The 26,214-nt window shown below is 61.1% G+C and carries 22 protein-coding genes; 3 read left to right on the top strand and 19 right to left on the bottom strand.

Features of this window, described 5'->3' with window-relative positions; translation table 11 throughout:
* Positions 1 to 25 precede the first annotated feature (25 nt).
* A complete protein-coding gene (locus FNZ07_RS03110) occupies positions 26 to 1,543 on the top strand; it encodes a serine hydrolase domain-containing protein (protein WP_091008320.1) in 1,518 nt (505 codons plus the stop codon).
* 166 nt (positions 1,544 to 1,709) lie between these two features.
* On the opposite strand, the gene FNZ07_RS03105 is transcribed toward FNZ07_RS03110, so the two are convergent.
* The 5 genes from FNZ07_RS03105 to FNZ07_RS03085 form a co-directional block, all read right to left on the bottom strand.
* A complete protein-coding gene (locus FNZ07_RS03105) occupies positions 1,710 to 3,143 on the bottom strand; it encodes a TolC family protein (RefSeq protein WP_091008317.1) in 1,434 nt (477 codons plus the stop codon).
* A gap of 5 nt (positions 3,144 to 3,148) precedes the next feature.
* Positions 3,149 to 5,317 (bottom strand): peptidase domain-containing ABC transporter, encoded by a 2,169-nt coding sequence (locus tag FNZ07_RS03100; RefSeq protein WP_091008314.1) that lies wholly within the window; start codon positions 5,315 to 5,317, stop codon positions 3,149 to 3,151.
* Between the two features lie 14 nt (positions 5,318 to 5,331).
* Positions 5,332 to 6,594, bottom strand: coding sequence for an HlyD family secretion protein (locus FNZ07_RS03095; RefSeq protein ID WP_091008311.1), 1,263 nt, complete (start codon positions 6,592 to 6,594; stop codon positions 5,332 to 5,334).
* An 89-nt stretch (positions 6,595 to 6,683) separates the two neighbouring features.
* Positions 6,684 to 7,109 carry a hypothetical protein gene (locus FNZ07_RS03090; RefSeq protein WP_143098020.1) on the bottom strand — a complete coding sequence of 142 codons (426 nt, stop codon included), beginning with the start codon at positions 7,107 to 7,109 and terminating at the stop codon, positions 6,684 to 6,686.
* A gap of 59 nt (positions 7,110 to 7,168) precedes the next feature.
* Positions 7,169 to 7,411 (bottom strand): hypothetical protein, encoded by a 243-nt coding sequence (locus FNZ07_RS03085; protein ID WP_091008309.1) that lies wholly within the window; start codon positions 7,409 to 7,411, stop codon positions 7,169 to 7,171.
* 1,010 nt (positions 7,412 to 8,421) lie between these two features.
* On the opposite strand from FNZ07_RS03085, the gene panE reads away from it, so the two are divergent.
* The gene (gene panE, locus FNZ07_RS03080; RefSeq protein WP_091008307.1) at positions 8,422 to 9,357 is read left to right on the top strand and encodes a 2-dehydropantoate 2-reductase; all 936 of its coding nucleotides are present in this window, start codon (positions 8,422 to 8,424) and stop codon (positions 9,355 to 9,357) included.
* A gap of 56 nt (positions 9,358 to 9,413) precedes the next feature.
* On the opposite strand, the gene FNZ07_RS03075 is transcribed toward panE, so the two are convergent.
* Genes FNZ07_RS03075 through FNZ07_RS03045 form a run of 7 tightly spaced genes read right to left on the bottom strand, consistent with a single transcriptional unit; the run spans position 9,414 to position 16,204 of the window.
* Positions 9,414 to 10,460 carry an ABC transporter substrate-binding protein gene (locus FNZ07_RS03075; protein ID WP_091008305.1) on the bottom strand — a complete coding sequence of 349 codons (1,047 nt, stop codon included), beginning with the start codon at positions 10,458 to 10,460 and terminating at the stop codon, positions 9,414 to 9,416.
* A 14-nt stretch (positions 10,461 to 10,474) separates the two neighbouring features.
* On the bottom strand, positions 10,475 to 11,641 hold the full coding sequence (locus FNZ07_RS03070; RefSeq protein ID WP_091008303.1) for an NAD(P)/FAD-dependent oxidoreductase: 1,167 nt from the start codon (positions 11,639 to 11,641) through the stop codon (positions 10,475 to 10,477).
* The gene (locus tag FNZ07_RS03065; protein ID WP_091008300.1) at positions 11,634 to 13,073 is read right to left on the bottom strand and encodes an FAD/NAD(P)-dependent oxidoreductase; all 1,440 of its coding nucleotides are present in this window, start codon (positions 13,071 to 13,073) and stop codon (positions 11,634 to 11,636) included. The genes FNZ07_RS03070 and FNZ07_RS03065 overlap by 8 nt, the downstream gene beginning before the upstream one ends.
* Positions 13,070 to 13,417, bottom strand: coding sequence for a (2Fe-2S)-binding protein (locus tag FNZ07_RS03060; protein WP_091008297.1), 348 nt, complete (start codon positions 13,415 to 13,417; stop codon positions 13,070 to 13,072). Before FNZ07_RS03060 ends, FNZ07_RS03065 begins: the two co-directional genes overlap by 4 nt.
* A complete protein-coding gene (locus tag FNZ07_RS03055; RefSeq protein ID WP_091008294.1) occupies positions 13,417 to 14,211 on the bottom strand; it encodes an ABC transporter permease in 795 nt (264 codons plus the stop codon). Before FNZ07_RS03055 ends, FNZ07_RS03060 begins: the two co-directional genes overlap by 1 nt.
* Positions 14,212 to 14,220: 9 nt before the next feature.
* Positions 14,221 to 15,120: an ABC transporter permease gene (locus FNZ07_RS03050; RefSeq protein WP_091008939.1), complete on the bottom strand. Its 900-nt coding sequence runs from the start codon at positions 15,118 to 15,120 to the stop codon at positions 14,221 to 14,223.
* Positions 15,113 to 16,204 carry an ABC transporter ATP-binding protein gene (locus tag FNZ07_RS03045; protein ID WP_091008291.1) on the bottom strand — a complete coding sequence of 364 codons (1,092 nt, stop codon included), beginning with the start codon at positions 16,202 to 16,204 and terminating at the stop codon, positions 15,113 to 15,115. The genes FNZ07_RS03050 and FNZ07_RS03045 overlap by 8 nt, the downstream gene beginning before the upstream one ends.
* Before the next feature lie 302 nt (positions 16,205 to 16,506).
* Here FNZ07_RS03045 and FNZ07_RS03040 point away from each other — a divergent pair, with 302 nt between their 5' ends.
* On the top strand, positions 16,507 to 17,376 hold the full coding sequence (locus FNZ07_RS03040) for an IclR family transcriptional regulator (protein WP_091008290.1): 870 nt from the start codon (positions 16,507 to 16,509) through the stop codon (positions 17,374 to 17,376).
* A gap of 30 nt (positions 17,377 to 17,406) precedes the next feature.
* On the opposite strand, the gene FNZ07_RS03035 is transcribed toward FNZ07_RS03040, so the two are convergent.
* The 7 genes from FNZ07_RS03035 to FNZ07_RS03005 all read right to left on the bottom strand — a co-directional run bounded on the left by FNZ07_RS03035 (position 17,407) and on the right by FNZ07_RS03005 (position 25,356).
* Positions 17,407 to 18,900: an OprD family outer membrane porin gene (locus tag FNZ07_RS03035; RefSeq protein WP_091008289.1), complete on the bottom strand. Its 1,494-nt coding sequence runs from the start codon at positions 18,898 to 18,900 to the stop codon at positions 17,407 to 17,409.
* A 151-nt stretch (positions 18,901 to 19,051) separates the two neighbouring features.
* Entirely contained in the window at positions 19,052 to 20,077 is a 1,026-nt protein-coding gene (locus FNZ07_RS03030; RefSeq protein WP_091008287.1) for an ABC transporter ATP-binding protein, read from the bottom strand.
* Positions 20,074 to 21,108, bottom strand: coding sequence for an ABC transporter ATP-binding protein (locus FNZ07_RS03025; protein ID WP_091008285.1), 1,035 nt, complete (start codon positions 21,106 to 21,108; stop codon positions 20,074 to 20,076). The genes FNZ07_RS03030 and FNZ07_RS03025 overlap by 4 nt, the downstream gene beginning before the upstream one ends.
* Before the next feature lies 1 nt (position 21,109).
* Complete coding sequence (locus tag FNZ07_RS03020; RefSeq protein ID WP_091008281.1) at positions 21,110 to 22,012, bottom strand: ABC transporter permease; 903 nt, start codon at positions 22,010 to 22,012, stop codon at positions 21,110 to 21,112.
* A gap of 4 nt (positions 22,013 to 22,016) precedes the next feature.
* Positions 22,017 to 22,955: an ABC transporter permease subunit gene (locus FNZ07_RS03015; RefSeq protein WP_091008277.1), complete on the bottom strand. Its 939-nt coding sequence runs from the start codon at positions 22,953 to 22,955 to the stop codon at positions 22,017 to 22,019.
* Between the two features lie 16 nt (positions 22,956 to 22,971).
* Complete coding sequence (locus FNZ07_RS03010; protein WP_091008272.1) at positions 22,972 to 24,600, bottom strand: peptide ABC transporter substrate-binding protein; 1,629 nt, start codon at positions 24,598 to 24,600, stop codon at positions 22,972 to 22,974.
* Positions 24,601 to 24,783: 183 nt separating this feature from the next.
* Complete coding sequence (locus tag FNZ07_RS03005) at positions 24,784 to 25,356, bottom strand: cupin domain-containing protein (RefSeq protein ID WP_091008268.1); 573 nt, start codon at positions 25,354 to 25,356, stop codon at positions 24,784 to 24,786.
* Between the last annotated feature and the right edge of the window lie 858 nt (positions 25,357 to 26,214).

The raw sequence follows: 26,214 nt of genomic DNA, 5'->3' as shown, positions 1-26,214 counted from the left end.
TCCACTCACACCAGGTTTAGAGACCATGTCAGACCCCTCCGCCGATCGCGACATCAAATCCGATGGCTTGACGCGTGCCCAGCCGTCGGAGGCGGGGGTGGATGTCGACGCGGTGATTGCGTTTCTGAACGACGTCGAGGCTGCGCAGCTCGATCTGCATTCGCTGATGCTGTATCGCAACGGTCATGTCGTGGCCGAAGCCTGGCGCTGGCCGTATCGGGCAGACAGATTGCGCAACCTGCATTCGGTCGCGAAGAGTTTTACTGCATGTGCAATCGGTCTGGCGCTCGATGAAGGACGATTCCGGCTCGACGACAAGGTCGTATCGTTCTTCCCCGAGATGTTGCCTGATGTAGTGAGCGACGGTCTGGCCGCGATGACGGTCGAAGATCTTCTGACGATGCGCGTCGGCCACGCGAGCGAAACCTCGGGTGCCGCATGGCGCACACTCGAAACGAGCTGGATTGCGGAGTTTCTGAAGATCCCGGTCGTCGAGCGCCCGGGTGAAGTGTTTCTGTACACGAGCGCGGCCAGCTACATGTTGTCGGCGATCCTGAGCCGCAAGACTGGCGAAACGTTGCACGATTACCTGAAGCCGAGGCTCTTCGAACCGCTCGGGATCGACGGCGAAGCGTGGGATATCGGCACGGACAATATCAATCCCGGTGGCAATGGGCTCAGCACCAAAACGGTCGACCTGCTCAAGCTCGGCATTCTCCATCTGCAGAACGGCATGTGGGAAGGTAAACGTGTGTTGCCGGAATCGTGGGTGAGCGCGGCGACTCGCGCGCATGACGTTTCGGGGCGATACGGTTACCACTGGTGGGTGCACGAGAACCGCACATATAGCGCGATCGGTGTGTTCGTTCAGATGGTGACCGTGTTTCCCGAACAGAATGCGGTACTGGCGGTGACGGGTGCTATCAAGGGAAGCTCGAAGCTGCTGCCGCATATCTGGCGGCACTTTCCTGCAGCATTCGGTGCTGCGTTGCCCGTCGATGCGGCAGGCAGCGCCGCCACTGCCGCCGATGCAAGACTCTCTGCGAAGCTCGCCGAGTGGCAAAGGGAAGACGCTCCGGTGGCATGGAAGCTGCCTTATTTGCATGCGCGCGGCGCGGCGGACGATCACACTGACGAACCATCGAAGGTTGGTACCAGACGGTTCACGATGCAACCGAACGCACAAGGCATTCGCGAGCTGCAACTCGACCTCGACGCGACGGAGTGCAGATTTAGCCTGACCGATGCGGACGGCGAGCATGTCATCGTGGCGGGCATGGACCGGTGGATCGAGAGCGGCAACCAGATGCCCGGGCAGGATTTACATCACAGCTACCGCCTTGTCGGCAGCCCGGTCGTTGCGCGCGCATGCTGGCTCGACCGCTCGCGCCTGCAGATGACATGGATTTTCGCCGAGACCGCCTTCCGCGATACGGTGATCTGCGAATTTCACGAACGGCAGATCGTGTATCGGCGCGAGGTGAATATCAATAGCGGAGCGCTGCGTTATGACGATGTGATCGGGATGCTTGCGGAACTGTAAAAGAGGTATTTCTCTATGTCGCCGAGCATGCAGCACGAGGCGTATTCGTTCTGGATACGCGCTACGCGATCGCAACGGGCTAGCGCTATCGTTTGGATCGGTTCACGACGCGAATCCGCCCGGTGTAAAACGAGCTGGGTGCTAGCCGTGAATGCGGGCGCTGCTCCTAACGAGACCAGAATCCAAGGTTCCCGAGGCTTAAAGCCAGTCTTAGCCGGGAGGTGCGCCACTTCGAAATCGCAAGCACGCGTTGCTTGCGTGCATCGGTCAACGCCGCCTGGGAATTCAGTAGTTCCGTGAATGTACCGACGCCCTCCCGGTATCGCCCGCGTGTGATTTCAAGCGAGCGCTCAGCAGCGGCAAGCAGATCCTTCGAAATTCCAAGGTTTGTCGTACCGGTTAGTAGATCTTCGTAGCTTTTCCATACGTTAAGCGACACCTGCAATTTCGTGTTTTGCAGGCTCGCCTCTTCGGCATCAGCCTGGCGCTCTGCCTGTTCGACCCGATAGCCAGATGCAAAGCCTTCAAAGAGGGGGATCTTCAACTGGATACCAATTGTGCTTCCCCGGCTACCCGTGATCGGAAACTGTTCAGGTTGCTGCTGGTAGGACGGGTTGTTCTGGGTGAGGTCGCCGACCAGTGAGACAGTGGGTCTGCCTTCGGCGCGCACGGAGTCAACGTTTGCACGTGCAGCCTCCAGTCGGGCGCGGGCTGCAACCAGTTTCGGATGCTGCGATTTCGCCTCATCAATCAATAGATTCACGTCTTGCGCGAATGCCGGGTTGTCGGGCTCTGACTGTGCTGCACTGATCTTCACTGGCGTATTCGCGTCGAGTCCCATCACGCTCGCAAGCGTTCCGGTCGCGCTTGACACGTCCCCTTCGGCGCTCACGCGGTCGAGCACGGCGCGCCGGTAGGTTGTCTCGGCCTGCAGCTGATCGCTCAAAGCGCCAACACCGCCGTTGTGCTTTTCGGTTGCATCGACGAGGCTGTCGTGTGCGATGCCCTCTGTTGCTCGTGCGGCCTCAAGTGATGTTTGCGCGTCGCTCAGGTCGTAATAGGCCTGCGCGGCGCTAAAGAATATGGTCTGGAGCACATCGTCCTGTGTCGCGTTTGCGGCGGCCAGCAGTTGCCGCGCCTGGCGAAGATCCGCATTCCGTTTTCCAAAATCGAACAGAACCCAACCGAAGTTCAAAGTCCCGTACCGGCTCGATGAGTTCTGCGACGAAGAAATCGAACCAGCGCCAATAGCACTCGCGTTGTAAGTCGTCGCCAGTGTGTCACGCTCGACGCCTGCCGTCGCGTCAAGCGTTGGCAGATAGGCCGCTTCACTGACACCCACAGCTGCTGCCTGTGCGCGTACGTCTGCCCATGCCTGTCTCGCTTGTGGGTTCACGCAGATCGCTTGCAGCAGAACGTCCTGCAGGCCTAGCGCACGATCCGTCGTTTCGGGAAGACACGATTCGTTCATCAGGAGGGGGCCGGCGGGAGAACCTGAAACGGTCTGCTTTGTTCCGTAAATGTCTACCCACTGGGCACTCGCGGTCTGCGCAAGAAATAGAAACACCACGCCAGAGGTGAGAAGGAGGCGAGTCGACATGAACCTTACCGCCCGGACACTGCGACATCCGCGCCGGGTGCCATTGAGGCAAGTACCGACGTTGGTTGATCGCAAGCCACCTTGCCCGCATCTAGGACAATGACCCGTGACGCGGAAGCGATCGTTTCCGGGCGGTGTGCGACGATCAGGCGAGTCATCTGCAACGAACTCACGGCAGCGTTGACCTGCTGCTCACGCTGGATGTCCAGGTGACTTGTGGCCTCGTCCAGGACGAGAATTTTTGGCCGCTTGTAGAGAGCCCGCGCAAGCAATACCCGTTGCTTTTGGCCGCCCGACAGAACCGTACCCATGTCGCCGACCAGTGTGTTGTAGCCCATCGGCATCGCGACGATGTCGGAATGTATGGCAGCGAGTTGCGCACATTCGGCGATCCAATGGGAATCAGCCTGTGGATCGAAAAAACAGATGTTGTCGGAGATCGATCCGGCGAACAGCACGTCGTCTTGCAGGACCGTACCGACAAGCGAACGCAGCCGCTCGATGCCAAGTCGATCAACCTCAATACCACCTATGCGCACCGTGCCGGCAGTCGGGCCGAAAATTCCGAGTAGCACATTGATGAGTGTGGTCTTGCCGCATCCTGACGGCCCGACGATGGCGACCGATTCGCCCGGTTCGATACGAAATGAAACGCCGTTCAGAACGAACGGCTCGCCTTCAGCATACTGGAACGTAAGGTTGTGGGCCTCGATGCTTGAGTCAAGGTTGTCCCCTTCTCCCGGCACGTGACGAATGGGCATATCGGGTTCAGGTTGTGCAAACGCAATATCTGCCAGGCGCTCGCCCTGGAGTTGCAGCATCTTGACTTCGAAAAACCGGTCGATCAGGCTACTCACGCGACCGTCAAACTGCATCTTGTATGCATTGAATGCCATGAGCGCGCCGACGGTGAAATGACCGTCGAGTACAAGTCTCGCGCCTAACCAGATGATGCAGATACCTTCGATTCCGAACAACAAGCCATTCACTTGCTGAAAGACCAGTTGCAGTTTTTGCACACGCAGCCCTGCATTGATCTGTTCGACCAGCAGTGTGAGCCATCCCGCACGTCGCTCGTTCTGACGGTTAAACAGCTTGATCGTCTTGACCCCGCGAACCGTCTCCAGGAAATTGGTCTGTTGCTTCGCGGCATGCACGATCTGTTTGCCCGTAGCCTGACGCAACGGCGAATACAAGGCCCATCTCAACAGACCATAGAGAAGCATCGTGCCAAGTGCGATCACGCCCAGGATGGGACTGTAGACGAACATCATGGCTAGAGTGACTATCGTCATCACACCGTCAATGATCGCTGTCAAAAACGACGTGGTAAGGGTCTGCTGGATTGTATCGATTGAGCCGAAACGCGAAACGACGTCGCCCAGGTGCCGCCGTTCAAAATATTGAACTGGAAGGCTCAGGAGATGCGTAAACATGTTCGCGCGCCATTGCACGTTTAACGTTGTGCCGAAGTAAATCAAGGCCCACGTCCGCACCGCGCTCGTAACCTGCTGCATCAACAGCAACAGGCCAAACCCCAAGGCCAGTAAAGCCAACAGATCGCGATCTGCTGCGACGATAGCGTCATCGATCACCCATTGCAGGAAAAACGGCGACGCAAGCGAGAACACCTCAAGCGCCAGTGCGAGCAGCAGGACCTGTCCGAGTGAGCGGTACAACCCTGCAACCGGTCCAATCAGTGTTCTCAACCTGACAGCCGGGTTCGCTTCACGTGGCTTGAAACTGCCCGTGGGCCACACTTCAAGTGCGACGCCGGTAAACGAGCGCGACGCTTCTTCGAACGTCAGACTGCATTCGCCTCGTGCCGGATCATGAATCAGCGCGCCGCGACTGGTGATTTCGCGCAGCACGACAAAATGATTGAAGTTCCAGTGCAGGATGCATGGCAGACGCAACTGATTCAGGTCGTTGAGATCAAGCCTGAGTGCGCGGGTGCCGAGTTCAAGACGCCTGGAAATTTCGATAACGCGATTGAGCGACGCGCCTTTGAGAGAGAGTGGGAACTGGCCGCGCAGTGTCGCAATGTCGACGTGATGGCCGTAATAACCCGCGATCATCGCGAGGCAGGCGAGCCCACATTCCGCAGCTTCGGTTTGCAGGATGACCGGCAATCTGCTGCCGATGCCGAAGGAAAGACGATCCAGAAGGGACATGAGTCGAAGTGGGATTAGAGTTTACCGGTCATGCTGTAAAGCGGCTCAAGCACCCATTCGTAGAGGCGACGACGTTCCTGCAGGATATCCGCCTGAAGTGTCATGCCTGCCTCCAGCGGTTGGGGTTTGCCGTAGGCGGTCACTGTCTGCGATTTCAGTGCAACGGTGATCCGGTAGTAGGTGCGGTCACCGGCACTCTGGATGCCACTGGTTCCAAGTTCGGCGGTAGACAGCGCGGTTCGCGCGATGGCGACTATGTTCGCCCGATATTGTCCAAACTTCTGATACGGGAATGCCTGATAGCGGAGCAACACGGGGTCGCCCACGCGCACAAAACCGATAGCTGCACTCGGTACAAACAGATACGCCCGCCAGTGCGCACTTTCAGGCACGATGCTTACGACTGGCTGCGTGGTGTCCACGGTCTGCCCAGGCTGCGCTATCACGGCGGTAACCGTGCCTGCCTCCGGCGCGGAAACGACAAACTCGCGCTTTGCCTCGCTCTCGATCACGTTCTGGTCAACACCGATGACTTCACGCTGCATCTGCGCGATCTGGTTCTGATGCTGAAGCGTCGACTCAGCAAGGTTACTGTTTGCCTCCTGCAATGATTGCATCAAACCTGTACGGTCGCGCTCCAGACTTTCGAGCTTTGATTGCTGATCAAGGAGATCTGCCTCGCGCTGCTGTGCCTGATCCTTCGAAATGTAATCTTTGGAAAGCAGATTCTCGTAGCGGGTGGTTGCATCTGCGGCAAGGGATGTGCGTGTGCGCTGCGCAACCAGTTGGCTCTCAACGCCCACAAGCTCGGCACGCAGACTGATGATTTTTGACTGCAATGTAGCGCGCTCGTCGGCCTGCAAGATGCGGGTCTTGTCGATTTCCTGCTGTAGAGACTCCTTGCGTTGCAGTGCCCCCTGGATGAGCGCGGCCTGTGTGTCACCCTCCGCCGTGCTTCGCAGGTCAGTCGAGATCGTGTACAGCGACTCGCCGGCATCAACTGACTGTCCTTCGGACACGTTCAGTTTCAGCACCACGCCTGCCTGTCGCGGGTACATCTTGACCATCCCCTCGTCGGGTGTGACGACGCCTTCGACTGATATTCGGCGGGTATAAGTGCCGAAAACGAAAAACAGGATGACGCAAATCGCCATAGGCAGGGCGATTGCCGTGAGAACCGTGAAGGACAGTGGACGAATCAGGATAATCTCACCGAAAATCCGGATTCTCTGTTCATCTTCTGCTTCTGTGCGGAAGAGTGTTGATTGTTGAGGCATTTTCACACAAAATATTTCAATTCCGAAGCAAGAAGCGCATTGTTGAACTCAATGAAACCGAGAGTTCAAGACTCGCCTCTTATGAACATTCAGGCTGAGCACACTTGATTAATCTTCTTTAAGACATAATACGCGCCACGAATTTCTAATTCATCGTTTCCCGAGAAATAGAGGTGCACATCTTGTGAATCGAATCGTAATAATCTGTGTATTTTTGGGACATACTTCACACCATTCGACATTCGATCATAACGATGAGTCTCAAGATAATCAATAATGATGATTCTTTTTGATTTTGGAAGTTTCAAAGATGAAACAGTGGTTGCTATCCAATGTCCAATCAATCCGCAAATTCCCCCGATAAATATCATGGGAGCGGTGTCTTCGCCGAACCACCATGCAAAAAGAGAGCCGATCATAACGATAATTGCCGTAGCTATATAGAATACCGTTCTCCATTTATCTTTAAGTTGCTCATTAAATGAAGAACGTTGAATTCCATTTTTCAATTTCACATATGCCTCTCATGTCAATTGCCCGGCATATAGCCGGGCATTTCTCACTCGCTAAATTATTAGTGACCTCTTGCAGCAATAACAACGGCCTTTCCCGCCAAATAGCCAAGCACTCCACCTGCGCCCGCACCGATAATCGCTCCGACCGGCCCGCCTACGCCCAACCCAATCGTAGCTCCTTCTTCGGCACCTTCGAATCCACCGGCGGTACCACCCGCTGCTGATCCGAAAATCTCCGTTACATCCTCCCAAAAAGCTCCACCCGCCACCATATTGATTTGGTCAACAGTCAATTCGCGCATTTCTGGTTCCCGATATAATGTTTGCGACAAAGAGGCAACTACATCTACAAGGCTGTCGCGGATCTTGCAGATTCTTCTCAAGTGTTTCGGAAAAGTGGATTAAGTCTTTCTGGTGAGTCGTCTTGAGATTCGTTAGCTCGGGCAGAATCCATCTGCCGGAGCGCCAAGAGGTACGTTGTCGATCTGATCAACTTCGGTATTCATCGCGGCCTTGATGAGGCTACGCGCGAACGCTGGCTGATCGATCACAAGGCGCCCCTGTTTTATCTGCCTGTCTACAACCACGAACTCAATCCGATCTAGATTGTCTGGCGGTGCCTGAAATACCGGTGGTAACGCTTCGTCATCCGGACTCAGGGTATAATTTATGCCGAACTCGCCGACCTGCGGGTCGAGTATGGTATCAAATATAAAACCACTTATCTAACTCGCAGCGGAATTGTCATTGCAGATTTCCCCGGTAATATAGTTGGTGGTATAAATATTATTGGAGTGCATTTTTTAAAAAATTATCACACGGGAAATCCCTGTGCAAGAGTTGTTTGGCACAGGGAAATGCAAATGTGCTAAAAATATACCGTCAATTGTGCTATCTCTGCATTTTCCTTTCATTATGTTTTGTTTACCCACTCGCGGCAGATGATTTTGCAGGCTTTGCGTTAGGCGTCGGTATGCATTCCGTGAGGGTGCTGCATGCCGATGACGTGTGAGCCGATATTGGCCGAGGTGAGAAGCTGGCGTTGAAGCAATTGAACCCGAATCATCGTTACTGCGACATCCCTACGTGCAGTAGTACTCATGTGGATTGCGCATGGTCTATCGGGACCGAGGGCGCCGGAGCGCCTCAGGGTCGGTGTGGTTGCTCTATAAACTGGGTTCGTACCTGGTGGACCGATGGTGAGTGCCGGAAGGCTGCCAATGCGAATCCCTAATCCTTGCTACAGTCGCCCTACTCGCGACACACGCAAGGGGCGTCGTGCCGTTGACCGGTCAGATTGGAGGGTAGGGCAATGCGGATTCTCGTGGTAGGAGCGGGAGCAGTCGGCGGTTATTTCGGCGGACGTCTTGTGCAGGCGGGGCGCGATGTGACGTTTCTCGTGCGGCCCGCGCGCGCCGCGCAACTGAAGGATGCGGGTCTCGTGATCCGCAGTCCGCACGGCGATGCGACGCCGCGTGACGTGAAGACGGTTCTTGCCGACGGCATTACCGGGCCGTTCGACGTCGTATTGCTTAGCTGCAAGGCGTACCACCTCGATGACGCAATTGCATCGTTTGCACCGGCTGTCGGACCTAACACGGCCATCTTGCCGCTGCTAAACGGCATGCGCCACATCGATGTACTCACGCAAAAATTCAGTGCGGAGCGTGTGCTCGGCGGTCAGTGTGTGATTGCCGCGACGCTGAACGCCGCACGCGAAATCGTGCATCTGAACGACATGCACGCAATGTCATTCGGCGAACTCGCAGGCGGTTCGAGCGAACGCGTACGCGCGATCGCCGCGCAACTGGAAGGCGCGGGCTTCGATGCGAGGCCCGCCGATAACGTCCTGCAGCAGATGTGGGAAAAGTGGGTATTCCTCGCCTCGCTAGCAGCGAGCACGTGTCTATATCGAGCGTCGGTGGGCGATATTCTCGCGACACCGGACGGTCGCAAGTTGATCGAAGGAATTCTGGCCGAGGCGCGCGCCGTGTCTGCGCACAACGGTCATCCGGTGGGCGACGCGTTCGAAGGCCGGGCCAACACCGTGCTGTTCACCGAAGGTTCGCCGATGACGGCCTCGATGATGCGCGATGTCGAGAATCACGCGCCGACGGAAGCGGATCACATTCTCGGCGATCTGATTGCGCGCGGCGGCGATGCGCAGCACGGCGATGCGTTGTCGCTACTGCGCATTGCATACAGCCATCTGAAAGCCTACGCGACCCGCGAAGCCCGTGGCGCATAAATAGCACACAGCAACAACACCATGCGTGCAGGCCCAACCCTGCACGCACGCCAACCTCACCGTTCAATCTCGCGATTCCAGCGCGTATCCCACTGCGCGCGATGTGCGTTGATCGTGTCCCAGTCCACCACCGTCACCTTGCGCACCAGATCGTCGAGATTGCCGAGACTCTGCTGCATCGGCGCGGGCATCTTCGCGAGGCGGTTGGTCGGGATCTGCTTGCCGGCTTCGGCAGCTTTGGTTTGCGCGGGTGCGGACAGCAGGAACTGCGCAAGCTTCTGTGCGAGTTGCGGGTCCGGGTTGTGGTTGACGACGCAGACATCTACGAGCAGCAACACCGGGCCTTCCTTCGGATTCACGTAAGCCACTGGAATGCCTTTGTCCTGCAGGTCGCTGACAGCCGTCGGCGTGAGCGGGAAAAGTCCTGCTTCGCCGGTCTGCACCATCTCCGAAATTTTCGCCGAGTTCGGAATGTACTCGACGACGTTCGGCCCAACTGTCGTCGCCCACTTCGTGAAGCCAGGTTCGACATTCTGCTCACTACCGCCGAGCAGACGGTTGATCGCGAGAAAGCCGTGCAACCCGAACGTGCTGCTCGACGCCGACTGGAACACCACCTTGCCCTTGTACTTCGGATCGGCGAAGTCCATCCATGACGTGGGCGGCGCCCAGCCTTTTTCGGCGAACAGTTTCTTGTTGTACGCGATGCCGGTCATGCCGAGCTGAACGCCCGCGCCGACGTCGCCCTTCATGCGCGCGAACGGATACAACTCCTTGAGCACCGGCGCGTCGTCGAGCTTCTGGCACACGCCCATGCTGACCGCGCGCGACATCACACCGTCGTCGAGGAACGCAACGTGGATCTGCGGGCTGTTGCGATTTGCGAGTAGCTTGGCGAGTACATCGGACGAGGTACCCGGCACCACCACGACCTTCACATTGTTTGCCTTTTCGAAGTCGGGTAAGACCTGACTCGTATAGGCTTTTTCCATCGGGCCGCCGTTCATGCCGATGTAAAGCGTCTTGCTTTGCGACCACGCGGGCGCGGCCACCGTGCACAGACATAACGCGGCAGTGGCCGCGATCGTAGCAGACAGTTTCATGGATGGTCTCCTCATTAACGATGGACAGACGGAACGGGGTGCGCTGCGATATTCACTACGTCGGGTGATATAGCGGGCGACGCAAAGCGGCCGATCGCAAACGCATCGAGCGGCGTTGCAGTCGCACCGTCGACGACCAGGTCCGCGAGCACTTCACCGACTCCCGGCGCAAGCAGAAAGCCGCCACCGGAAAACCCGAACGCATGCAAGAGACGCGGTACTGTGCCGCTCGCACTAATCACCGGGTTGTGATCGAGCGTGCAGCCCTCGACGCCGCTCCACGTCCGGATCAGTAGCGCATCGCGGAGTGCAGGCAACAGCGCGCACGCGTCGCGCATCACGGCACGCGTCGTTTCGGTGGAAGGCTGACCGTATTCACCATCGCCATGTCCGCGACCACCGCCGATCACGCAGTTGCCGCGCGCAACCTGGCGCGCGTAGATACCGCCGCCGTACACGCCGAGGTTGTGTGTGATGAACGGCGGTAGCGGCTCGGTGACCCACATGTTCGGGTAGATCGGTTGCATCGGCACCGTTTCGCCGAATCGGCCGGCAATCGTATTGGCCCACGCGCCCGCCGAATTGATCAACCAGTCGGCGCTCGCATGCAGGTCGCCGGCACGCAACTGGAAGCGCGTGCCGTCGTACTCGATGTCGTCGAGCGCGGCGTGCTCGCGCACGTCCGCGCCGGCCGCGCGTGCCGCGCGCGCAAACGCGGGCGATACGAGCCGCGGGTTCGCGTGACCGTCGGTGGGGCACAGCGAGCCGCCCAGTGCCGCGCGGCCGAGCCATGGGTAGCGCTGGCGAAAGGTATCGCCGGCAATCAGTTGCAGATCGAGACCGTGTTCGCGTGCGAGCGTCGCATACGCTTCGAGTGCAGCGAAATCGGCTTCGCTACGCGCAAGTCGCAGATGCCCCGACACGACAAATTCTCCATCGATGCCGAGCAGTTCCGGCAGCCGGTCCCACACGCGCCGTGCGCGCAGCGCGAGCGGCAACTGTTCGGCAGGGCGTCCCTGGCAGCGCACGCCACCGTAGTTGACGCCGCTTGCCTGCGCGCCGCAAAAGCGCCGCTCGAACAACCCGACGCGCAGACCACGTTGCGCCAATGCGAGCGCCGCGGATGCGCCGACCAGTCCGCCGCCCGCAATCGCGACGTCGTAGTGTAGCGGTTCATTCATCGCGGGCCTCTTCGGGAATTGCCGTTACGCCTTCCGTGTACAGCGCGGGCGACATCGGAATCGGCTTGATCGGCGCCTGGCTGCGCACGCGGCCGACGGCTTCGAGCGGTAAGCCGGTTTCCTCGCTGAGCAGTGCGGCAGCGGCTTCGCCACACATACGTCCCTGGCAGCGGCCCATGCCGACGCGCGTCAACGCTTTCAGACGGTTGATCTCGACTGCGTCGCCGGCACGAATGCATTGCCGCAATGTGCCCGTGTCGATTTCTTCGCAGCGGCACACGGTCATGCTGTCCGGCCAGTGCGACGTGCAGCCTGCGGGCGGTGCGAATGCAGCCTCGATGCCGCTACGAAACACAGCGATGCGTTGCAGCTTGCGTGCGAGTTGTGCGGCATCCGGTTGACCGTCGATACGCGGATGCGCGATGCCAAGATCGTCGAGCAGGGCGAGTGCCGTGCGACGTCCCGCAGCTTCCGCTGCATCGGCGCCGGCAATGCCCGCGCCATCGCCGGCCAGATAAATACCGCGCACGGAACTGCGGCCGGCGTCATCGAGTTCGGGCAGCCAGCAGCGATTCAGCGTGTCGAAGTGGAAGCGGCAACCGGCGAGATCCGCGAGCTGCGTCTCGGGACGCAGGCCGAAGCCGATCCCGACCGCGTCGCAAGCTAGCGTTTGTAAAACGGCATCGCGTCCGCTTTGCCGCCGCCACGTAATCCCGGTGACGAAGCGTTCCCCATCAATACCGTCGATCGTCACGCCGCGTTCGATCCGCACCCCATGCGCCTTGAGCCAACCGACGTAGTAAAGCCCTTTCGCGAAAGTCGATGGCAGGCGTGCGAGCCGAGGTGCCGCGGCGATCTGTTGCGACCAGCTGCTCGTGTCGAGCACGGCGGCGATCTGCGCACCGGCTTTTGCGTATTGATACGCAACGAGGTATAGCAGCGATCCCGTACCCGCAAGCACGACACGTCGGCCGATCGCGCAGCCCTGCGCTTTTAACGCAACCTGCGCACCGCCGAGCGTATAGACGCCGGGCAGCGTCCAGCCCGGCACCGGCAGCACGCGATCAGTTGCACCGCTCGCGATGATCAGGTGCGAGAACGGCACACGTGCTTCACGGCCTGCATGCAGCGTGTCGAGATAGCCAGGTTCGCAAGCCCACGCGAGCGTGTCCGGCCGGTAGTCGAGTTGCGGCAGCAGAGCAGCCATCGTCGTATGCAGCGCATCGGCCTTGCGCGCTTCGAAGCCGTACAGCGTAGCTTTTGAGCGGACGAATGCAGCACCTGCAGGTGGCTGACGATAGATCTGGCCGCCCCAGCGCGCGTTCTCGTCGATCACCACCGGCGACAGTCCCGCGGCGACGAGCGTCTGTGCGGCGCGCACGCCAGCCGGCCCGGCTCCGACGATCACGATGCGAGCGTCGTCGTGCGTCATTGATCGGCTCCAGGCAGACCGGCCAGCGCACGTGTGACGATACGCATACCTTCGGCAATCTGCGTCGAGCACGCACGGATACGTGTGCCGTCTTCAGTACGGACCCAGCAGTCCTGACACGCGCCGATCAGGCAAAAGCCCGCGCGCGGTTCGCCGCTGAATTCGCTCGCGCGTACGCTGCGCTGTTGCGTGAGGATCGCGGTGAGAACGGTATCGCCGGCGAGCGCCACAACCGGCCGCCCATCGAGCACGAACGCAAGCGACGCGCGCTGCGTTTCGGCGAGCCGGACGAACTGCGCGCCGGCCGCTTGAGGATCGAACGAGTGCGAATCAGAAGAAGACATCAATGCTGACCGATCAGAATGCGGTTGAGTCCGTACACGCGATCGAGCAACAGCATCGCGCCTGCGGTAATGAAGATCACGAGCGCCGAGACGGATGCCATCATCGGATCGATCGATTCGATCGCGTACATGTACATGCGCACCGGCAACGTGACCGTTTGCGGCGACGTGACGAAGATCGACATGGTCAGCTCGTCGAAGCTGTTGATAAACGCGAGCAGCCAGCCGCCGGTGATGCCGGGCAGGATCATCGGTAGCGTGACGCGGCGGAAAGCGGTCCATGCGTCGGCGCCGAGTGACTGCGCAGCGTGTTCGATGCTGCGATCGAGTCCGCTTACCGACGCGAGTACGAGGCGCATCACGAACGGCGTGATGATCACCATGTGTGCGAGCACGAGCCACGCAAACGAGCCGGTTGCGCCAACCAGCGCGAAAAAACGCAGCAATGCGATACCGAGTACGAGTCCTGGAATAACCAGCGGCGATAGCAGCAGGCCGTTCAGGAAGCTGCGACCCGGAAAACGCGCACGGCCAATTGCAAGCCCTGCTGGCAGCGCAACGAGCAACGACAGCGTCGCCGACGCGAACGCGAGCTTCAGGCTGTTGAAGAACGCACTGACGAAGTCGGGATAATCGAGAATCGCGCGGAACCAGCGCAGCGAAAAGCCGTGCGTGGGCAGCGTCAACGTTTCATCGGGTGTGAACGCAACCAGCACGACGATTGCGAGCGGCGCGAGCACGAACAGGATGACGAGCGTATGGAAGGCGAGGGCGAGTGGACCGTTCTTTCTCATCGTGGGCTCCTAGCCGATACTGCGCGCGTAGCGGCGTTCGAGTACACGGTAGTACGTCAGCATCACGACGAGATTCGCGGCAAGCAGCAACAGCGCGATCGTCGCACCGAGCGGCCAGTTCAGCGAGCTGAGAAATTCGTCATAGACGGCGGTCGCCGCAACCTTCAAGCGGCGCCCGCCGAGCAGACCCGGAATCGCAAACGCACTGGCCGACAGACCGAACACCATCAGGCTGCCCGACAGGATGCCGGGCATCAGTTGCGGCAGCACGATGCGGCGCAACGTCGTAGCGGGCGACGCCATCAGCGACAGCGCGGCGTTCTCGGTCTGCGGATCGAGCTTTTGCAGCGCGGTCCACACGGGGATCACCATGAACGGCAACATCACGTGAACGAGCGCGATGACGATCGCGAATGTCGTGTACTCGAGCTTGTACGGACCAAGACCGAACGCACCGAGTGCATGATTGACGAGCCCTTCGGTGTTGAGCAGCATGCTCCAGCCGAACGCGCGCACCACCACCGACACGAGCAGCGGCGCGAGAATCACCAGCAGAAACAGCGAACGCCATGGGTCGCGCATGCGCGACAGCACATACGCTTCGGGCGTGCCGATCGCGATGCATAGCGCGGTGGTCAACACGGCGATGCCGAAGGTCCGCGCGAAGATCGTGTGGAAATACGACGACGTCAGCACTTCCGCATAGTTGCCGAACTGGAATGCGGCAATCGGGCCGCTGGCCGGATCGAAGCGATAAAAGGTGAGAACAAGCGTCATCGCGAGCGGCACGAGGACGAGCACCGCAAACAACGCGAAGGCGGGCGCGCACATCAGCCACAGCGGCAGGTACGCGTGCCACGGTGCGCGCGCTGCAGCAGCGCGGCTGGTAACAGGCAGCGCGCTAGCCATGATGCGCATCCCGCTGAATAAAGCGGATCGCTTCGCTGTTCCAGTCGACGCCGACCGGCGCGCCTTCCGCGAGCGGTTCGGTGCCTTCGTTCTGACAACACACGAGCACCTCGCCCAGTTTGCTGTCGACGCGATACAACCACTGGCTGCCGAGGAAAAACCGGCTCGTCACGGTGGCCGACAGCCTGCCGGTGCCCGGTGCACATAGCCGCAGTTTCTCCGGGCGGATGCACAGCGTGACGGCATCGCCGACATCAACCTCGCGTTCACGCAGCGGCAGTTGCGCGGTGCGTCCGGTCTCGGCGAGATCGTGACCGAGGTCGATACGGATCGCTTCGCCGTCACGGCTCACCACCTTGCCCGGCAGCATGTTGGCCTTGCCGATGAACTGCGACACGAACAGATTTTCGGGGCGCTCATACGCGTGATACGGCGTATCGATCTGCGTAATGCGGCCCGCTTCCATCACGACAACACGGTCGCTGATCGACAGCGCTTCGGACTGATCGTGCGTGACCATGATCGTTGTCGTGCCGACCTTGCGCTGGATCGCGCGCAGTTCGAACTGCATGTCCTCGCGCAGCTTCGCGTCGAGATTCGACATCGGTTCGTCGAGTAGCAGCACGGGTGGTGCGATCACGATCGCGCGGGCAATCGCTACGCGTTGCCGCTGTCCGCCGGACAACTCACGAGGAAAGCGATGCGCGAGCGTATCGAGCCGCACGAGCGCGAGCGTCTCGCGAATCCGCTCGTTGCGCTCGGCCTTGTCGATGCCGCGCATCTCGAGTCCGAAGCCGACGTTTTCCGCGACGCTCATGTGCGGAAACAGCGCGTAGCTCTGAAACACAACGCCGAGGCCGCGCCGGTTCGGCTTCATCTGTGTGATGTCGCGGCCGTCTAGCGTGATACGGCCGCGCGTCACGTCGACGAACCCCGCGATCATCTGCAGCGTCGTGGTCTTGCCGCAGCCCGATGGTCCGAGCAGCGACACGAACTCGCCTTTTTCGACCGACAGGTTGACGTCGGCGACCGCGTGCAGATCGCCGAACGACTTCGTCAGGTCCGTGAGTGTGAGGAACGACATGGCGTGGCCTTTGGGTGAGCGCGCACCCGATGAGTCCGTGATGGCTCGGATGAAGCCGACTCTAGCCAGCCAAATTATGCAGCGTCAATTCGATATTCCATCAAACGATATGAAAACGAAAATAATTCCGATGAATGGAATATATTTGCCGAAAGGCATCAAATTGATTCCATCCAAAGATGTGCGAGTAATCCCTGATACTTCCGAACTCAAGCCAGAACGAAGGCGTACGCAGGTATTCTGATATCGAATCGAACCCGTGATAATCTTCCACTGAATGGAATCAATTTGAAGGAAAGCCGATGGCAACCACCACCCATCACGACGATCCAGCGCCGGGTTCCACCGGCACGCCGGGCACCGGCATGCTGGCGCGGGCGTTCGCGGTGCTGCGCGCACTCGCGGGCATGCAGCAGGACGGCGCACGCGTCACGCGGCTTGCGAAGACGGTCGGCCTAACGCAGGGCACCGTGCATCGCATCCTGCAGACACTGATCGTCGAAGGGATGGTCGAACAGGACGAGCAATCGAAGCTGTACCGCCTGAGCGTCGACTTCTTCGCGCTCGCAGCGCAGGCCGGCAACCCGAACGGCCTGCGTACGCTCTGCCGGCCTGCGCTGCTGCGTCTGTGCGCGAGTCTCGGCGACACGATCTTCCTGCTCGCGAAGAACGGCTTCGACGCCGTGTGCGTCGACCTGTGCGAAGGACCGTTCCCGATCCGCTCGTTCACCGGCGACATCGGCGGACGTGTAGCGCTTGGCGTCGGCCAGGGCAGCCTCGCGATCCTCGCGTTTCTGCCGGAAGCGGAACGTGAAGAAATCATTCGCTTCAATGTCCCGCGCATTCGCGGCTATGGTGTGCTGGACGAGGTCTATCTGCGCACGGAGATCGAGCGTGTACGGCAACTTGGCTACGCGGGCCGCAGCAGCGGTGTGCTCGACGGGATGGCGGGGGTAGCGGTGCCGGTGCTCGACCGCAACGGTATCGCGGTGGCGGCGCTCAGCGTCGGCACGCTCGCGTCGCGGCTCGGTGACGACCGCTTGCCGATGGTCGTCGAACTGCTGCGGCGTCAGGCCGAGGCGATCGGCCCGCAGACCAATCCATTCGATGCCGCGCTACGCCGCCCGATGCAGGCGCTCGCGGCGGTGGCCGTCAGCGAACGGATCGGCTGACGGCCCCCGGTTGCAGGTGCAGCGTATGACCTAGAACACCTTGACCGGCACATTGACCACCAGCCGGTATTCCATGTTGTTGCTGTCCGAGTAGTGCGCCTGCGAGACGTGCCACATCGCGATGAAGGTGATCTTCGTATCCTTGAAGCGACCGCTTTGCAGCGTATAGCTCGGAATAAAACCGATCTCGTGATGACGGCCGTGCACCGGTTCGCCGTTCTTCCAGTACAGATCGTGGAACGGACTCGACACCGATGCGTTCGCCGCCGCTTCTGCCGATGCATCCGCACCCCAACCGGTCAGCCCCCACAGCATCGCCTTGAAGCCCGGCAAGCCGAGATACTTGCCGTCCACCGAATAGCGCAACTGCAGCGATTTCTCGTGCGGCGCGTTGTAGTCGACGTCCATCGAGTTGGTCAGATAGATGCCGTTGGTTTCGTTCACGTAGTCGAAGAACTGGTTGCCGAGCACCTGCTGGTAGCCGAGCAGCAGCGAATGCGCGCCGTGCTGCGCGGACAACGCGAGGCTGTACGCGTTGCTGTTGATGTGGCCTTCCAGCGCGTTGCCGGTGTCGTGCGTCGAGTAGATGTTGGCGAGGCCGGTCCACTTCACCGTCGACGGATCGCCGATCGAGTGCGTGACCGAAGCGAAGTACTGGCGCCATACGTTGTCGGCCTGGTCCGCGTACAGCGACAGCGTGCCGTTCGGCGAGTAGTTCCAGTTGCCGCCCACATAGCTCAGCCGGTCGAACTTCACGCCGCCGTACGAGGTGCTCAGCGAGGTCAGACGCGTTTGCCCGCGCGCATCGGTTTTCGTGAAGCTGCCGGCTTCGAGCGACATGTCCTTCACGTCCTTGCTGACGAGCGACACGCCGAGGAAGGTCGGCGGCAATGCGCGGTTGTCGTGCGGCTCGAGGAACGGATTCGACACGGTCTGCAGACCGTACTTGACGACGGTTTCCGAAATGCGTCCCTTGATGTCGTACATGCCCGGATAAGCCCACGCAAGCTGGTTCGAGCCGCCGCCAGGCGCGACGTGCACCATGTTGCCAGCGCCCTGGCCTCCGTCGAGTTTCAGCGCACCGAATAACGACGCATCGACGCCGAAGCCGATCAGCCCCTGCGTGTAACCCGACTGGTAGTTCGCCTGCGCGCCCTGTACCCATGAGTGGCGACGCGGACCGCCCTTGACCTCCAGATAGTCGGAGTAATTGCGGAATTGCAGGTCGAGGTGGCTATCGGCGATAAAGCCGTTGCTTTTCGCCTGGCTCGATAGCGGTGTGGGCGGTAGCTGGATCTGGTCGGCTTCCGCGTTGACGATGACGTTCTCGGTCGGCGTGGGACCGACGGGTGACGTTTGTGCGAGTGTGATGGCCGCTGCCGTTCGCGCGGCAACGCCAGTAACTGCTGGCATCGCGTCGTCTGCGTATGCGCTGGCTGTCGCTGCGAGCGCAGTCAGTGCGGGCAGGCCGAGCATCAGCCAGGTGTTTCTTGATGTTTCGGGTCGAGAAAGGGTGCTTTTCATCTAGATCTCTTTTTTATGGTGTTGAATCTTCGACTGACGGTCGGCCAGTCCACGCGTTTGCCCGTTCTGCGGTAGCAGGACGAGCGTCTCCAGCGACAGGGCGGGTCAGCCCTGTCGGGAAAGGATTACTTCAGGGTTGGGGGATATGCGTCTAGTCGGCGCCGACGCGAATGCACGCGATGCGTGCCGTGCCGGTGCCGCGCGTGAGCGGTAACGGCGTTTCGCTTGCACAGGCATCGATGGCTTCGGGGCAGCGGTTGCGGAATGCGCAGCCCGACGGTGGCGACAGCGGCGACGGAATTTCGCCGCGCAGGAGCAGATGCTTGCGTGCCTTTTCAATCGCCGGATCGGGTACCGGTACCGCAGACAGCAGCGCGCGCGTGTACGGATGGCGCGGCGTCTTGTACACGTCCTGACGGTCGCCGAACTCCATCACGCGGCCCAGGTACATCACGAGCACGCGCTGGCTGATAGCCTTGACCACGGCGAGGTCGTGGGCGACGAACAGCATCGAGAGCTGCAGTTCGCGCTGCAGATCGCGCAGCAGGTTGACGATCTGCGCCTGGATCGACACGTCGAGTGCCGATACGGGTTCGTCGCAGATCACCAGTTGCGGCTCGCCGATCAGCGCGCGTGCGATGCCTACACGCTGGCACTGACCGCCGGAAAACTCATGCGGATAGCGCCGCAGATGTTGCGAATTCAACCCGACGCGCTCGAGCATCGCAAGCACACGGCGGCGCACGTCTTCGCGGCCGACGCCGGGGCGATGCGTCGTGAGCGGTTCGGCGACGATCTGTTCGATCGTCATGCGCGGATCGAGCGAAGCCAGCGGGTCTTGGAAAATCATTTGCACGTCGCGGCGCAGTTGCGTCGTATCGCGCCGGGTCGCGTGGCCTGCCGCATGTACGGTTTCCGCGCCGAGCCATTGCACACTGCCGGCACTGACCGGTACGAGACCGACGATCGCGCGCGCGAGCGTCGACTTGCCGCAGCCCGACTCGCCGACGAGTCCCACGGTTTCGCCGCGGCGCACGTCGAACGTCACGCCGTCGACTGCGCGCAAGGTCGCTTTGCCCGACCACGGCAAGCCGCCGCGCGAGACGCGGAAATGTACCTTCAGGTCGCTGACCGAGAGCACGGTCGAAGTATCGAGGTTCACAGCCGGCGTGGTCATGGCAGTGCCTCCACAATTTCATTGACGGGACGATGGCACGCGCGGCGCGCGGTGCCCGGCGCTTTGCCTGGACCGACCGGCGGAGTCGTTGTCGAGGCGAGCGTTGGCGGTGTCGTGCGGCACACATCGAGCGCGTAGGCGCAGCGCGGTGCGAACGCACAGCCCGCGCCGAGGTGACCCGGCATCGGCGGATTGCCGGGGATCGTGCGCAGCGGTGCGTCGCGGTCGTAGTCGAGCGCGTCGTCGTCGGTGAGGCGCGGCAGTGCGTTGAGCAGGCCGATCGTGTACGGATGCGTCGGCGCGGCGAACAGCGTTGCGGCGCTCGCCTGTTCGACGGTCTGGCCGGCGTACATCACCATCACGTCGTCGCACAGACCAGCCACCACACCCATGTCGTGCGTGATCAATACGATCGCCGTGCCGCGCTCGCGGTTCAGCTCGCGCAGCAGTTCGATGATCTGCGCCTGCACGGTGACGTCGAGCGCGGTGGTCGGCTCGTCGGCGATCAGGATCTCGGGCTCGAGCAGCAGCGTCATCGCGATCATCACGCGCTGGCGCATACCGCCGGAGAACTCGTGCGGGTACATGCCGATGCGTCGTGCGGCGTCTGGAATGCGCACCGTTTCGAGCGTTTCGATCGCGCGGCGGCGTGCTTCACGGCGCGAGACGCCGCGATGCAGTTGCAGCGTCTCGGTCATCTGCCGTTCGATCGTCAGGAACGGATTGAGCGACGTCATCGGGTCCTGGAACACCATGCCGATGCGGTCGCCGCGAATCTTGTTCAGCGCGCCTTCTTTCATCCCCAGCAGGTTTTCGCCGCGATAATTCGCTTCGCCCGATACGTGGCCGTTCGAGGCCAGCAGACCAAGCAGCGCCATCACGGTCTGGCTCTTGCCCGAGCCCGATTCGCCGACGATGCCGAGCGTCTGGCCCGCGTCGAGCGAGAACGACACGCGCTGCACCGCATCGACGGGCGGGCGGTCGCGGCGCGTGAAGCGCACGCTCAGGTCTTTCACTTCCAGCAGGGTCATCTCAACGCTCCTTCGGGTCGAGCGCGTCGCGCAGACCGTCGCCGACGAAACTCACGCAATAGAGCGTCGCGCACAGCATCACAGCGGGACACAGCAGCAGCCACGGCATCGATTCGAGCTTCTGCGCGCCGTCCTGGATCAGCACGCCCCAGCTCGTCATCGGTTCCTGCACACCGAGACCGAGGAACGACAGCACCGATTCGGTCAGCACGATGTTGGGCACCGTAACGGTCGCATACACGACCACAACGCCGATCAGGTTCGGCACGATGTGACGCGTGATGATCGGACGCGAGCCGATGCCGATCGCACGTGCGGCGTCGACGAATTCGCGCGTGCGCAGCGACAGCGTCTGGCCGCGCACCACGCGCGCCATGTCGAGCCACGAAAACGCGCTGATGGTCAGCACGACCAGATAAAACGCGCGGCCGAACAGCGTCATCATCAGGATGGCGATCAGCATGTAGGGGATCGCGTACATCATGTCGACGATACGCATCATCCCCGAATCGATGCGTCCGCCGAGGTAGCCCGCCGTCGCGCCCCACGCGACGCCGAACAGGCCCGACACGAGCGTGCCGAGCAGACCGACTTCGAGCGATACGCGACCGCCAACCAGCGTACGCACGAGCAGGTCGCGACCGAGTTCGTCGGTACCGAACCAGTGTGCGTTCTGCCAGGTCGGCGGCAGGCTGATCGACCCCCAGTCGCTGTTGATCGGATCGTTGGGCAGCAGCCATGGGCCGACGAAACACGCGATCACGATCAGCAGCAGGATGACGAGCCCGGCCATCCCCGCGCGATTGCGCAGGAAGCGTGCGCAGGCGGTGGCGAACGGGCTGCGCGAGCGCGGCGGCGCGACCGCGGCCGGCGACGCGTCGAGAGCAGGAGAGAGGCGGCTCATGGGATCAGTAGCGGATGCGCGGGTCGAGCCATGCATACGCGAGGTCGACCAGCAGGTTGAACAGGACGGCCACGGCGGTGGTCAGTACGACGAGACCAAGCACCAGCGTGTAGTCGCGGTTGATCGCGCCGTTCACGACGAGCTGCCCGAGCCCGGGCAGCGCGAACACCGACTCGGTGACGACCGCGGCGGTGATCGACGAGATGCAGATCGAACCGAGCAGCGAGACGACCGGCATCAGCGCCGGTTTCATCGCGTGACGCATGATGATCGTGCGGCCCGGCAGGCCCTTCGCGCGCGCCGTGCGGATGAAGTTGCCGGACAGCACTTCGATCATGCTGCCGCGCATGACGCGCGCAATCGCGGCGACGTTGATGATGGTGAGCAGCACGATCGGCAGCACGCGGTAGCGCCATTCGCCGTTGCCCCAGCCGCCGGCGGGCAGCAGGCCGTCGCCGTTCGAGGTTTTCAGCAGGATCGCGAAGACCCACACGAGCACCGGGCCGAGTACGAACGGCGGGATCACGTTGCCGATATTGCCGAGCACCATCACGATGTGATCGATGATGCTGTCGCGCCGGACCGCGGCGAACGTGCCGAGCAGTACGCCGATCGCGAGTGCGATCGGCACCGACACGCCGCCTACGCCGAGGCTCACCGGCAGCGCATGCCACACCAGATCGTTGACCGACCAGTCGACATAGCGGAACGACGGCCCGAGGTCGCCGTGCAGCAGCGAGTTCAGATACAGCAGGTACTGCCGCCAGAGCGGCAGATCGAGGTGGTACTTCGCATTGAGGTTGGCCATCACGGCGGCCGACAGATGCTTGTCGGTGTCGAACGGCCCGCCGGGAGTCAGATGCAGCAGCAGGTAGCACGCGGTGATCACGGCGAGGATCGTCGGGATCGCCCATAGCGTGCGTCTGAGGGTGTACGCCAGCATGACGGGACTCCGGTGCTCAGTGCTTGATCACGTACAGGTCCTGCGACGAGCGCATGTCGATGTAGTTGGTCGGCAGATAGCCGCCCAGATACGACTTCACGAGCCGGTCCGCCGAGTACTGGAACAGCGGAATCAGCGGGTAGTCGTTCATGGCGAGAGCGTGCGCCTGGGTGAGCAGCGCGGTGCGCTTTGCGTCGTCGGTCTGCTGGTTGCCCTGGGCGATCAGTGCGTCGACCTTCGGGTTGCAATAGTGCTGGTCGTTCTGCACGCTGCCGCAGCGGATCAGATCGAAGAACGACATGGCGTCGTTGTAGTCGACGAACCAGCCGTCGCGCGATGCTTGTACCTTGCCGTCGTGACGCTCCTTGAGCAGCACCTTGTACTCGACGTTTTCGAGCTTGGCGGTGACGCCGAGCTTGGTACGCCATTCGGAGGTGACGAAGAGGGCGACCTTCTTGTGCAGGTCGTTGGTGTCATACGTCAGCGTGAACGTGAGCGGCTTGGCGTCCGAATAGCCGGCCTGCTTCAGCAGGTTGCGCGCATAGTCGATGCGCCTGGCCATCGGCCACGAGGCCCAGTCGGGGGTGAAGACGCCCGCGCCCTTGGTGCCCTTCACGATCAGGCCGTACATCGGCTCTTCGCCGGCTTGCGTGAGCTTCGAAGTGAGCAGGTCGCGGTCCAGAACCATCGACAGTGCCTGACGCACGCGCACATCCTTGAACGCCGGGTTGCTGTTGTCGAGGCTGTAGTAGTAGGTCGCGATCTGCAGGCCGGTGCGCAGCTCGCCGCCGAACTGCTTCGAAACCTGCGCATAGATACCCGACGGAATCGAGTACGTGTAATCCATCTGACCGGCCTGATACATGCGCATGGCCGTTTCGTTGTCTTCGATCGGCAGGTACGTCACCTTCGAAATCACCACTTTCGGCGCGTTCCAGTAGTGCGTGTTCTTCACCATCACGATGCGGTTGTTCGGCTGCCAGTCGGTCAACGCATAGGCGCCGTTGCCTACCAGGTTGCCGGGGCGCGTCCATGCGTCGCCAAATTTCGTCACCGTCGCGCGATCGACCGGCGCCATCGTCGCCATGGCCGTGAGTTCGGGGAAGAACGCGGCCGGCACTTCGGTGGTGACTTCGAGCGTGTAGGGATCAGCTGCGCGTACGGCGAGGCCCGACGGCGGCATCTTGCCGGCAATCACGGCCTTCGCGTTTTTCACGAATTCAACGAGGATCGTGTACTTCGAGCCGGTTTTCGGATCGACGACGCGCTGCCACGCATAGACGAAGTCCGCTGCCGTGACAGGCTGGCCGTTGCTCCACTTTGCGTCATGACGCAGCTTGAATACCCATGTGTCCGGCCCGGTGCGCGTCCACGACTGCGCCACACCCGGTACCACCGCGCCGCTCGCGTCGATGCGCGTCAGGCCCTCGAACAGGTCCAGGCCGACCGTATTGCCGTTCCACGACTCGATGTGCGCGGGGTCGAGCGACTCGACCTCGCCGCGCACCTGGCGGGTGATTTCCTGGCTGGGAGAGAGCGCGACGCCTGCGGGGACCGTAACGGCACCGGCGGGGAGAGTAAGTGCGAGGGTAGACGCGAAGGTGAGCGCGGTCAGCGCCGTCGCGAGGGCGGACGTTTTTTTCATAGGTAAGGTGGCAGAAAGGGTGAGGGGAACACTGCTGGCGTGCGCGGCCACGCGCCCGGTGATTAGCCTGGGCGGGGCCGGGGCGGCCCCTGTTGTCTGTCCAGCATCGAGGAATCCTTACAATTCGTAACGCAGGCATGCGATTCGATGCGTCGGACCCGGCCGATCTGAAATGCCTGCGATCTAAAACAGTCTCGGCGTACCCACCCAGACGACAGTCGATTCCGCACGGGCCGTATTCGCCCAGCTATGCGGCACCGTCGATTCATAATGCGCGCTGTCACCCGCGTGCAGGACGAACGTCTTGCCTTCCAGTGTCAACGATACCTCGCCGGCGATCACGTACAAAAACTCTTCGCCCGCGTGCGTCGTGACTTCCGAACGCTTCTGCCCGGGCGGCATCTTGACGAGAATCGCCTCCAGCTGGCGACCCCCGGACAGATTGGTCATCCGGGCAAACAGGTTGGCCGAGTCGGCAAACCCGAAAAACTTCAGCTGATCCCCGCGGCACACCGAGCGTTCTTCGCTGGGCGTGTCCACGAAGTACTGCACTTTCACGCCAAGCGCATGGGCAATGCCCGCCAGCGACGTGATGGACGGCGACGCCAGGCCTCGCTCGACCTGCGACAGGAACGGCTTTGAAATGCCGGCCGCGCTTGCCGTGTCGTCGAGGGTGCGCTTCAGGCGTTGCCGCAGTGCGCGTATCTTGCTACCCAGCGCAAGCGCCGGATCCTTCTTTTCGAGTGTCGAGACCATAGCAGGACGAAATCACCCCGTCAAAATTTGTTTGATGTAAGTAAATCTTGTTTGATAGCCTGCGCAACACTGGGCAAGGGGTTGTGCACCGTGGCGCATGACTTGGAAACATGCAGGGAAAACGCACTATGTTGCCAGAAGCCTCACGTCTGACCGCAGAACGACGTGAAAGATGCCGTAGAACCCGCACCGTCCCCGCTGAAATCTGCGTCAGTCAGGAGATTAAGGGATTCGACTCGATCCGCATAACGTCTTCCTTACGCAGTGGGCAAGGAAGGCGTAACGGTCGCCCCGCAAAGCAAGACGGGCGGCGGCGATGCGCTTTGATATCAGTGCATTCCCGGAGTGACGCGTTGAGCGTTCGTCGGGAGAATCGCGAGCGCTCGCCGGCCGGCACAACTTTTCGGTCTGCTTGCGACACTCAATCCCGTGCGCAGCGATCCTGCAACGGCTGCAAGTCGGACCGATTCCACCCGGATCGCCCGCGTATGACCGAAATGGACCACAATTTCTACTCCGAGCTTTCCCGTCTGCCTGACGCAGGGCCGTTGCCCGCACAGCGCAGCAACGTCTACCGCCGGCCAGCCCGCTTTGCCGGCACCGCGGCACGGTTTTCCCGTCATGCATTATCATTGCGCCCGTTCCGCAAACCGGAGCCGCGGCGCCATGTTACGCGATTCATTGCGTGCCGGGCTGCCCTCCTATTCCCTGGTTTTTCCGTTTCGACGTGCAGATGAACGTGCTCGACAGACGCGTTCGTACGCACGATCCGGCGCTGCATTACGCACGCCGGCATCCGACGATCTCCAGACTGGTTTTCCTGCGACGCGCGCGGCCTGTGCGCGTCGGCGTTAGTGT

The organism is Paraburkholderia megapolitana (genome assembly GCF_007556815.1).
GTDB lineage: Bacteria > Pseudomonadota > Gammaproteobacteria > Burkholderiales > Burkholderiaceae > Paraburkholderia > Paraburkholderia megapolitana.
Note: the sequence above shows the minus strand (reverse complement) of the source record. Positions and strands in the feature narration are given on the sequence as shown.

Excerpts from the sequence above, each read along its gene's own strand:
- FNZ07_RS03110 (WP_091008320.1), top strand. The coding sequence starts at position 26 with ATGTCAGACCCCTCCGCCGATCGCGACATCAAATCCGATGGCTTGACG.
- FNZ07_RS03105 (WP_091008317.1), bottom strand. The coding sequence starts at position 3,143 with ATGTCGACTCGCCTCCTTCTCACCTCTGGCGTGGTGTTTCTATTTCTT.
- FNZ07_RS03100 (WP_091008314.1), bottom strand. The coding sequence starts at position 5,317 with ATGTCCCTTCTGGATCGTCTTTCCTTCGGCATCGGCAGCAGATTGCCG.
- FNZ07_RS03095 (WP_091008311.1), bottom strand. The coding sequence starts at position 6,594 with ATGCCTCAACAATCAACACTCTTCCGCACAGAAGCAGAAGATGAACAG.
- FNZ07_RS03085 (WP_091008309.1), bottom strand. The coding sequence starts at position 7,411 with ATGCGCGAATTGACTGTTGACCAAATCAATATGGTGGCGGGTGGAGCT.
- panE (WP_091008307.1), top strand. The coding sequence starts at position 8,422 with ATGCGGATTCTCGTGGTAGGAGCGGGAGCAGTCGGCGGTTATTTCGGC.
- FNZ07_RS03075 (WP_091008305.1), bottom strand. The coding sequence starts at position 10,460 with ATGAAACTGTCTGCTACGATCGCGGCCACTGCCGCGTTATGTCTGTGC.
- FNZ07_RS03070 (WP_091008303.1), bottom strand. The coding sequence starts at position 11,641 with ATGAATGAACCGCTACACTACGACGTCGCGATTGCGGGCGGCGGACTG.
- FNZ07_RS03065 (WP_091008300.1), bottom strand. The coding sequence starts at position 13,073 with ATGACGCACGACGACGCTCGCATCGTGATCGTCGGAGCCGGGCCGGCT.
- FNZ07_RS03060 (WP_091008297.1), bottom strand. The coding sequence starts at position 13,417 with ATGTCTTCTTCTGATTCGCACTCGTTCGATCCTCAAGCGGCCGGCGCG.
- FNZ07_RS03055 (WP_091008294.1), bottom strand. The coding sequence starts at position 14,211 with ATGAGAAAGAACGGTCCACTCGCCCTCGCCTTCCATACGCTCGTCATC.
- FNZ07_RS03050 (WP_091008939.1), bottom strand. The coding sequence starts at position 15,120 with ATGGCTAGCGCGCTGCCTGTTACCAGCCGCGCTGCTGCAGCGCGCGCA.
- FNZ07_RS03045 (WP_091008291.1), bottom strand. The coding sequence starts at position 16,204 with ATGTCGTTCCTCACACTCACGGACCTGACGAAGTCGTTCGGCGATCTG.
- FNZ07_RS03040 (WP_091008290.1), top strand. The coding sequence starts at position 16,507 with ATGGCAACCACCACCCATCACGACGATCCAGCGCCGGGTTCCACCGGC.
- FNZ07_RS03035 (WP_091008289.1), bottom strand. The coding sequence starts at position 18,900 with ATGAAAAGCACCCTTTCTCGACCCGAAACATCAAGAAACACCTGGCTG.
- FNZ07_RS03030 (WP_091008287.1), bottom strand. The coding sequence starts at position 20,077 with ATGACCACGCCGGCTGTGAACCTCGATACTTCGACCGTGCTCTCGGTC.
- FNZ07_RS03025 (WP_091008285.1), bottom strand. The coding sequence starts at position 21,108 with ATGACCCTGCTGGAAGTGAAAGACCTGAGCGTGCGCTTCACGCGCCGC.
- FNZ07_RS03020 (WP_091008281.1), bottom strand. The coding sequence starts at position 22,012 with ATGAGCCGCCTCTCTCCTGCTCTCGACGCGTCGCCGGCCGCGGTCGCG.
- FNZ07_RS03015 (WP_091008277.1), bottom strand. The coding sequence starts at position 22,955 with ATGCTGGCGTACACCCTCAGACGCACGCTATGGGCGATCCCGACGATC.
- FNZ07_RS03010 (WP_091008272.1), bottom strand. The coding sequence starts at position 24,600 with ATGAAAAAAACGTCCGCCCTCGCGACGGCGCTGACCGCGCTCACCTTC.
- FNZ07_RS03005 (WP_091008268.1), bottom strand. The coding sequence starts at position 25,356 with ATGGTCTCGACACTCGAAAAGAAGGATCCGGCGCTTGCGCTGGGTAGC.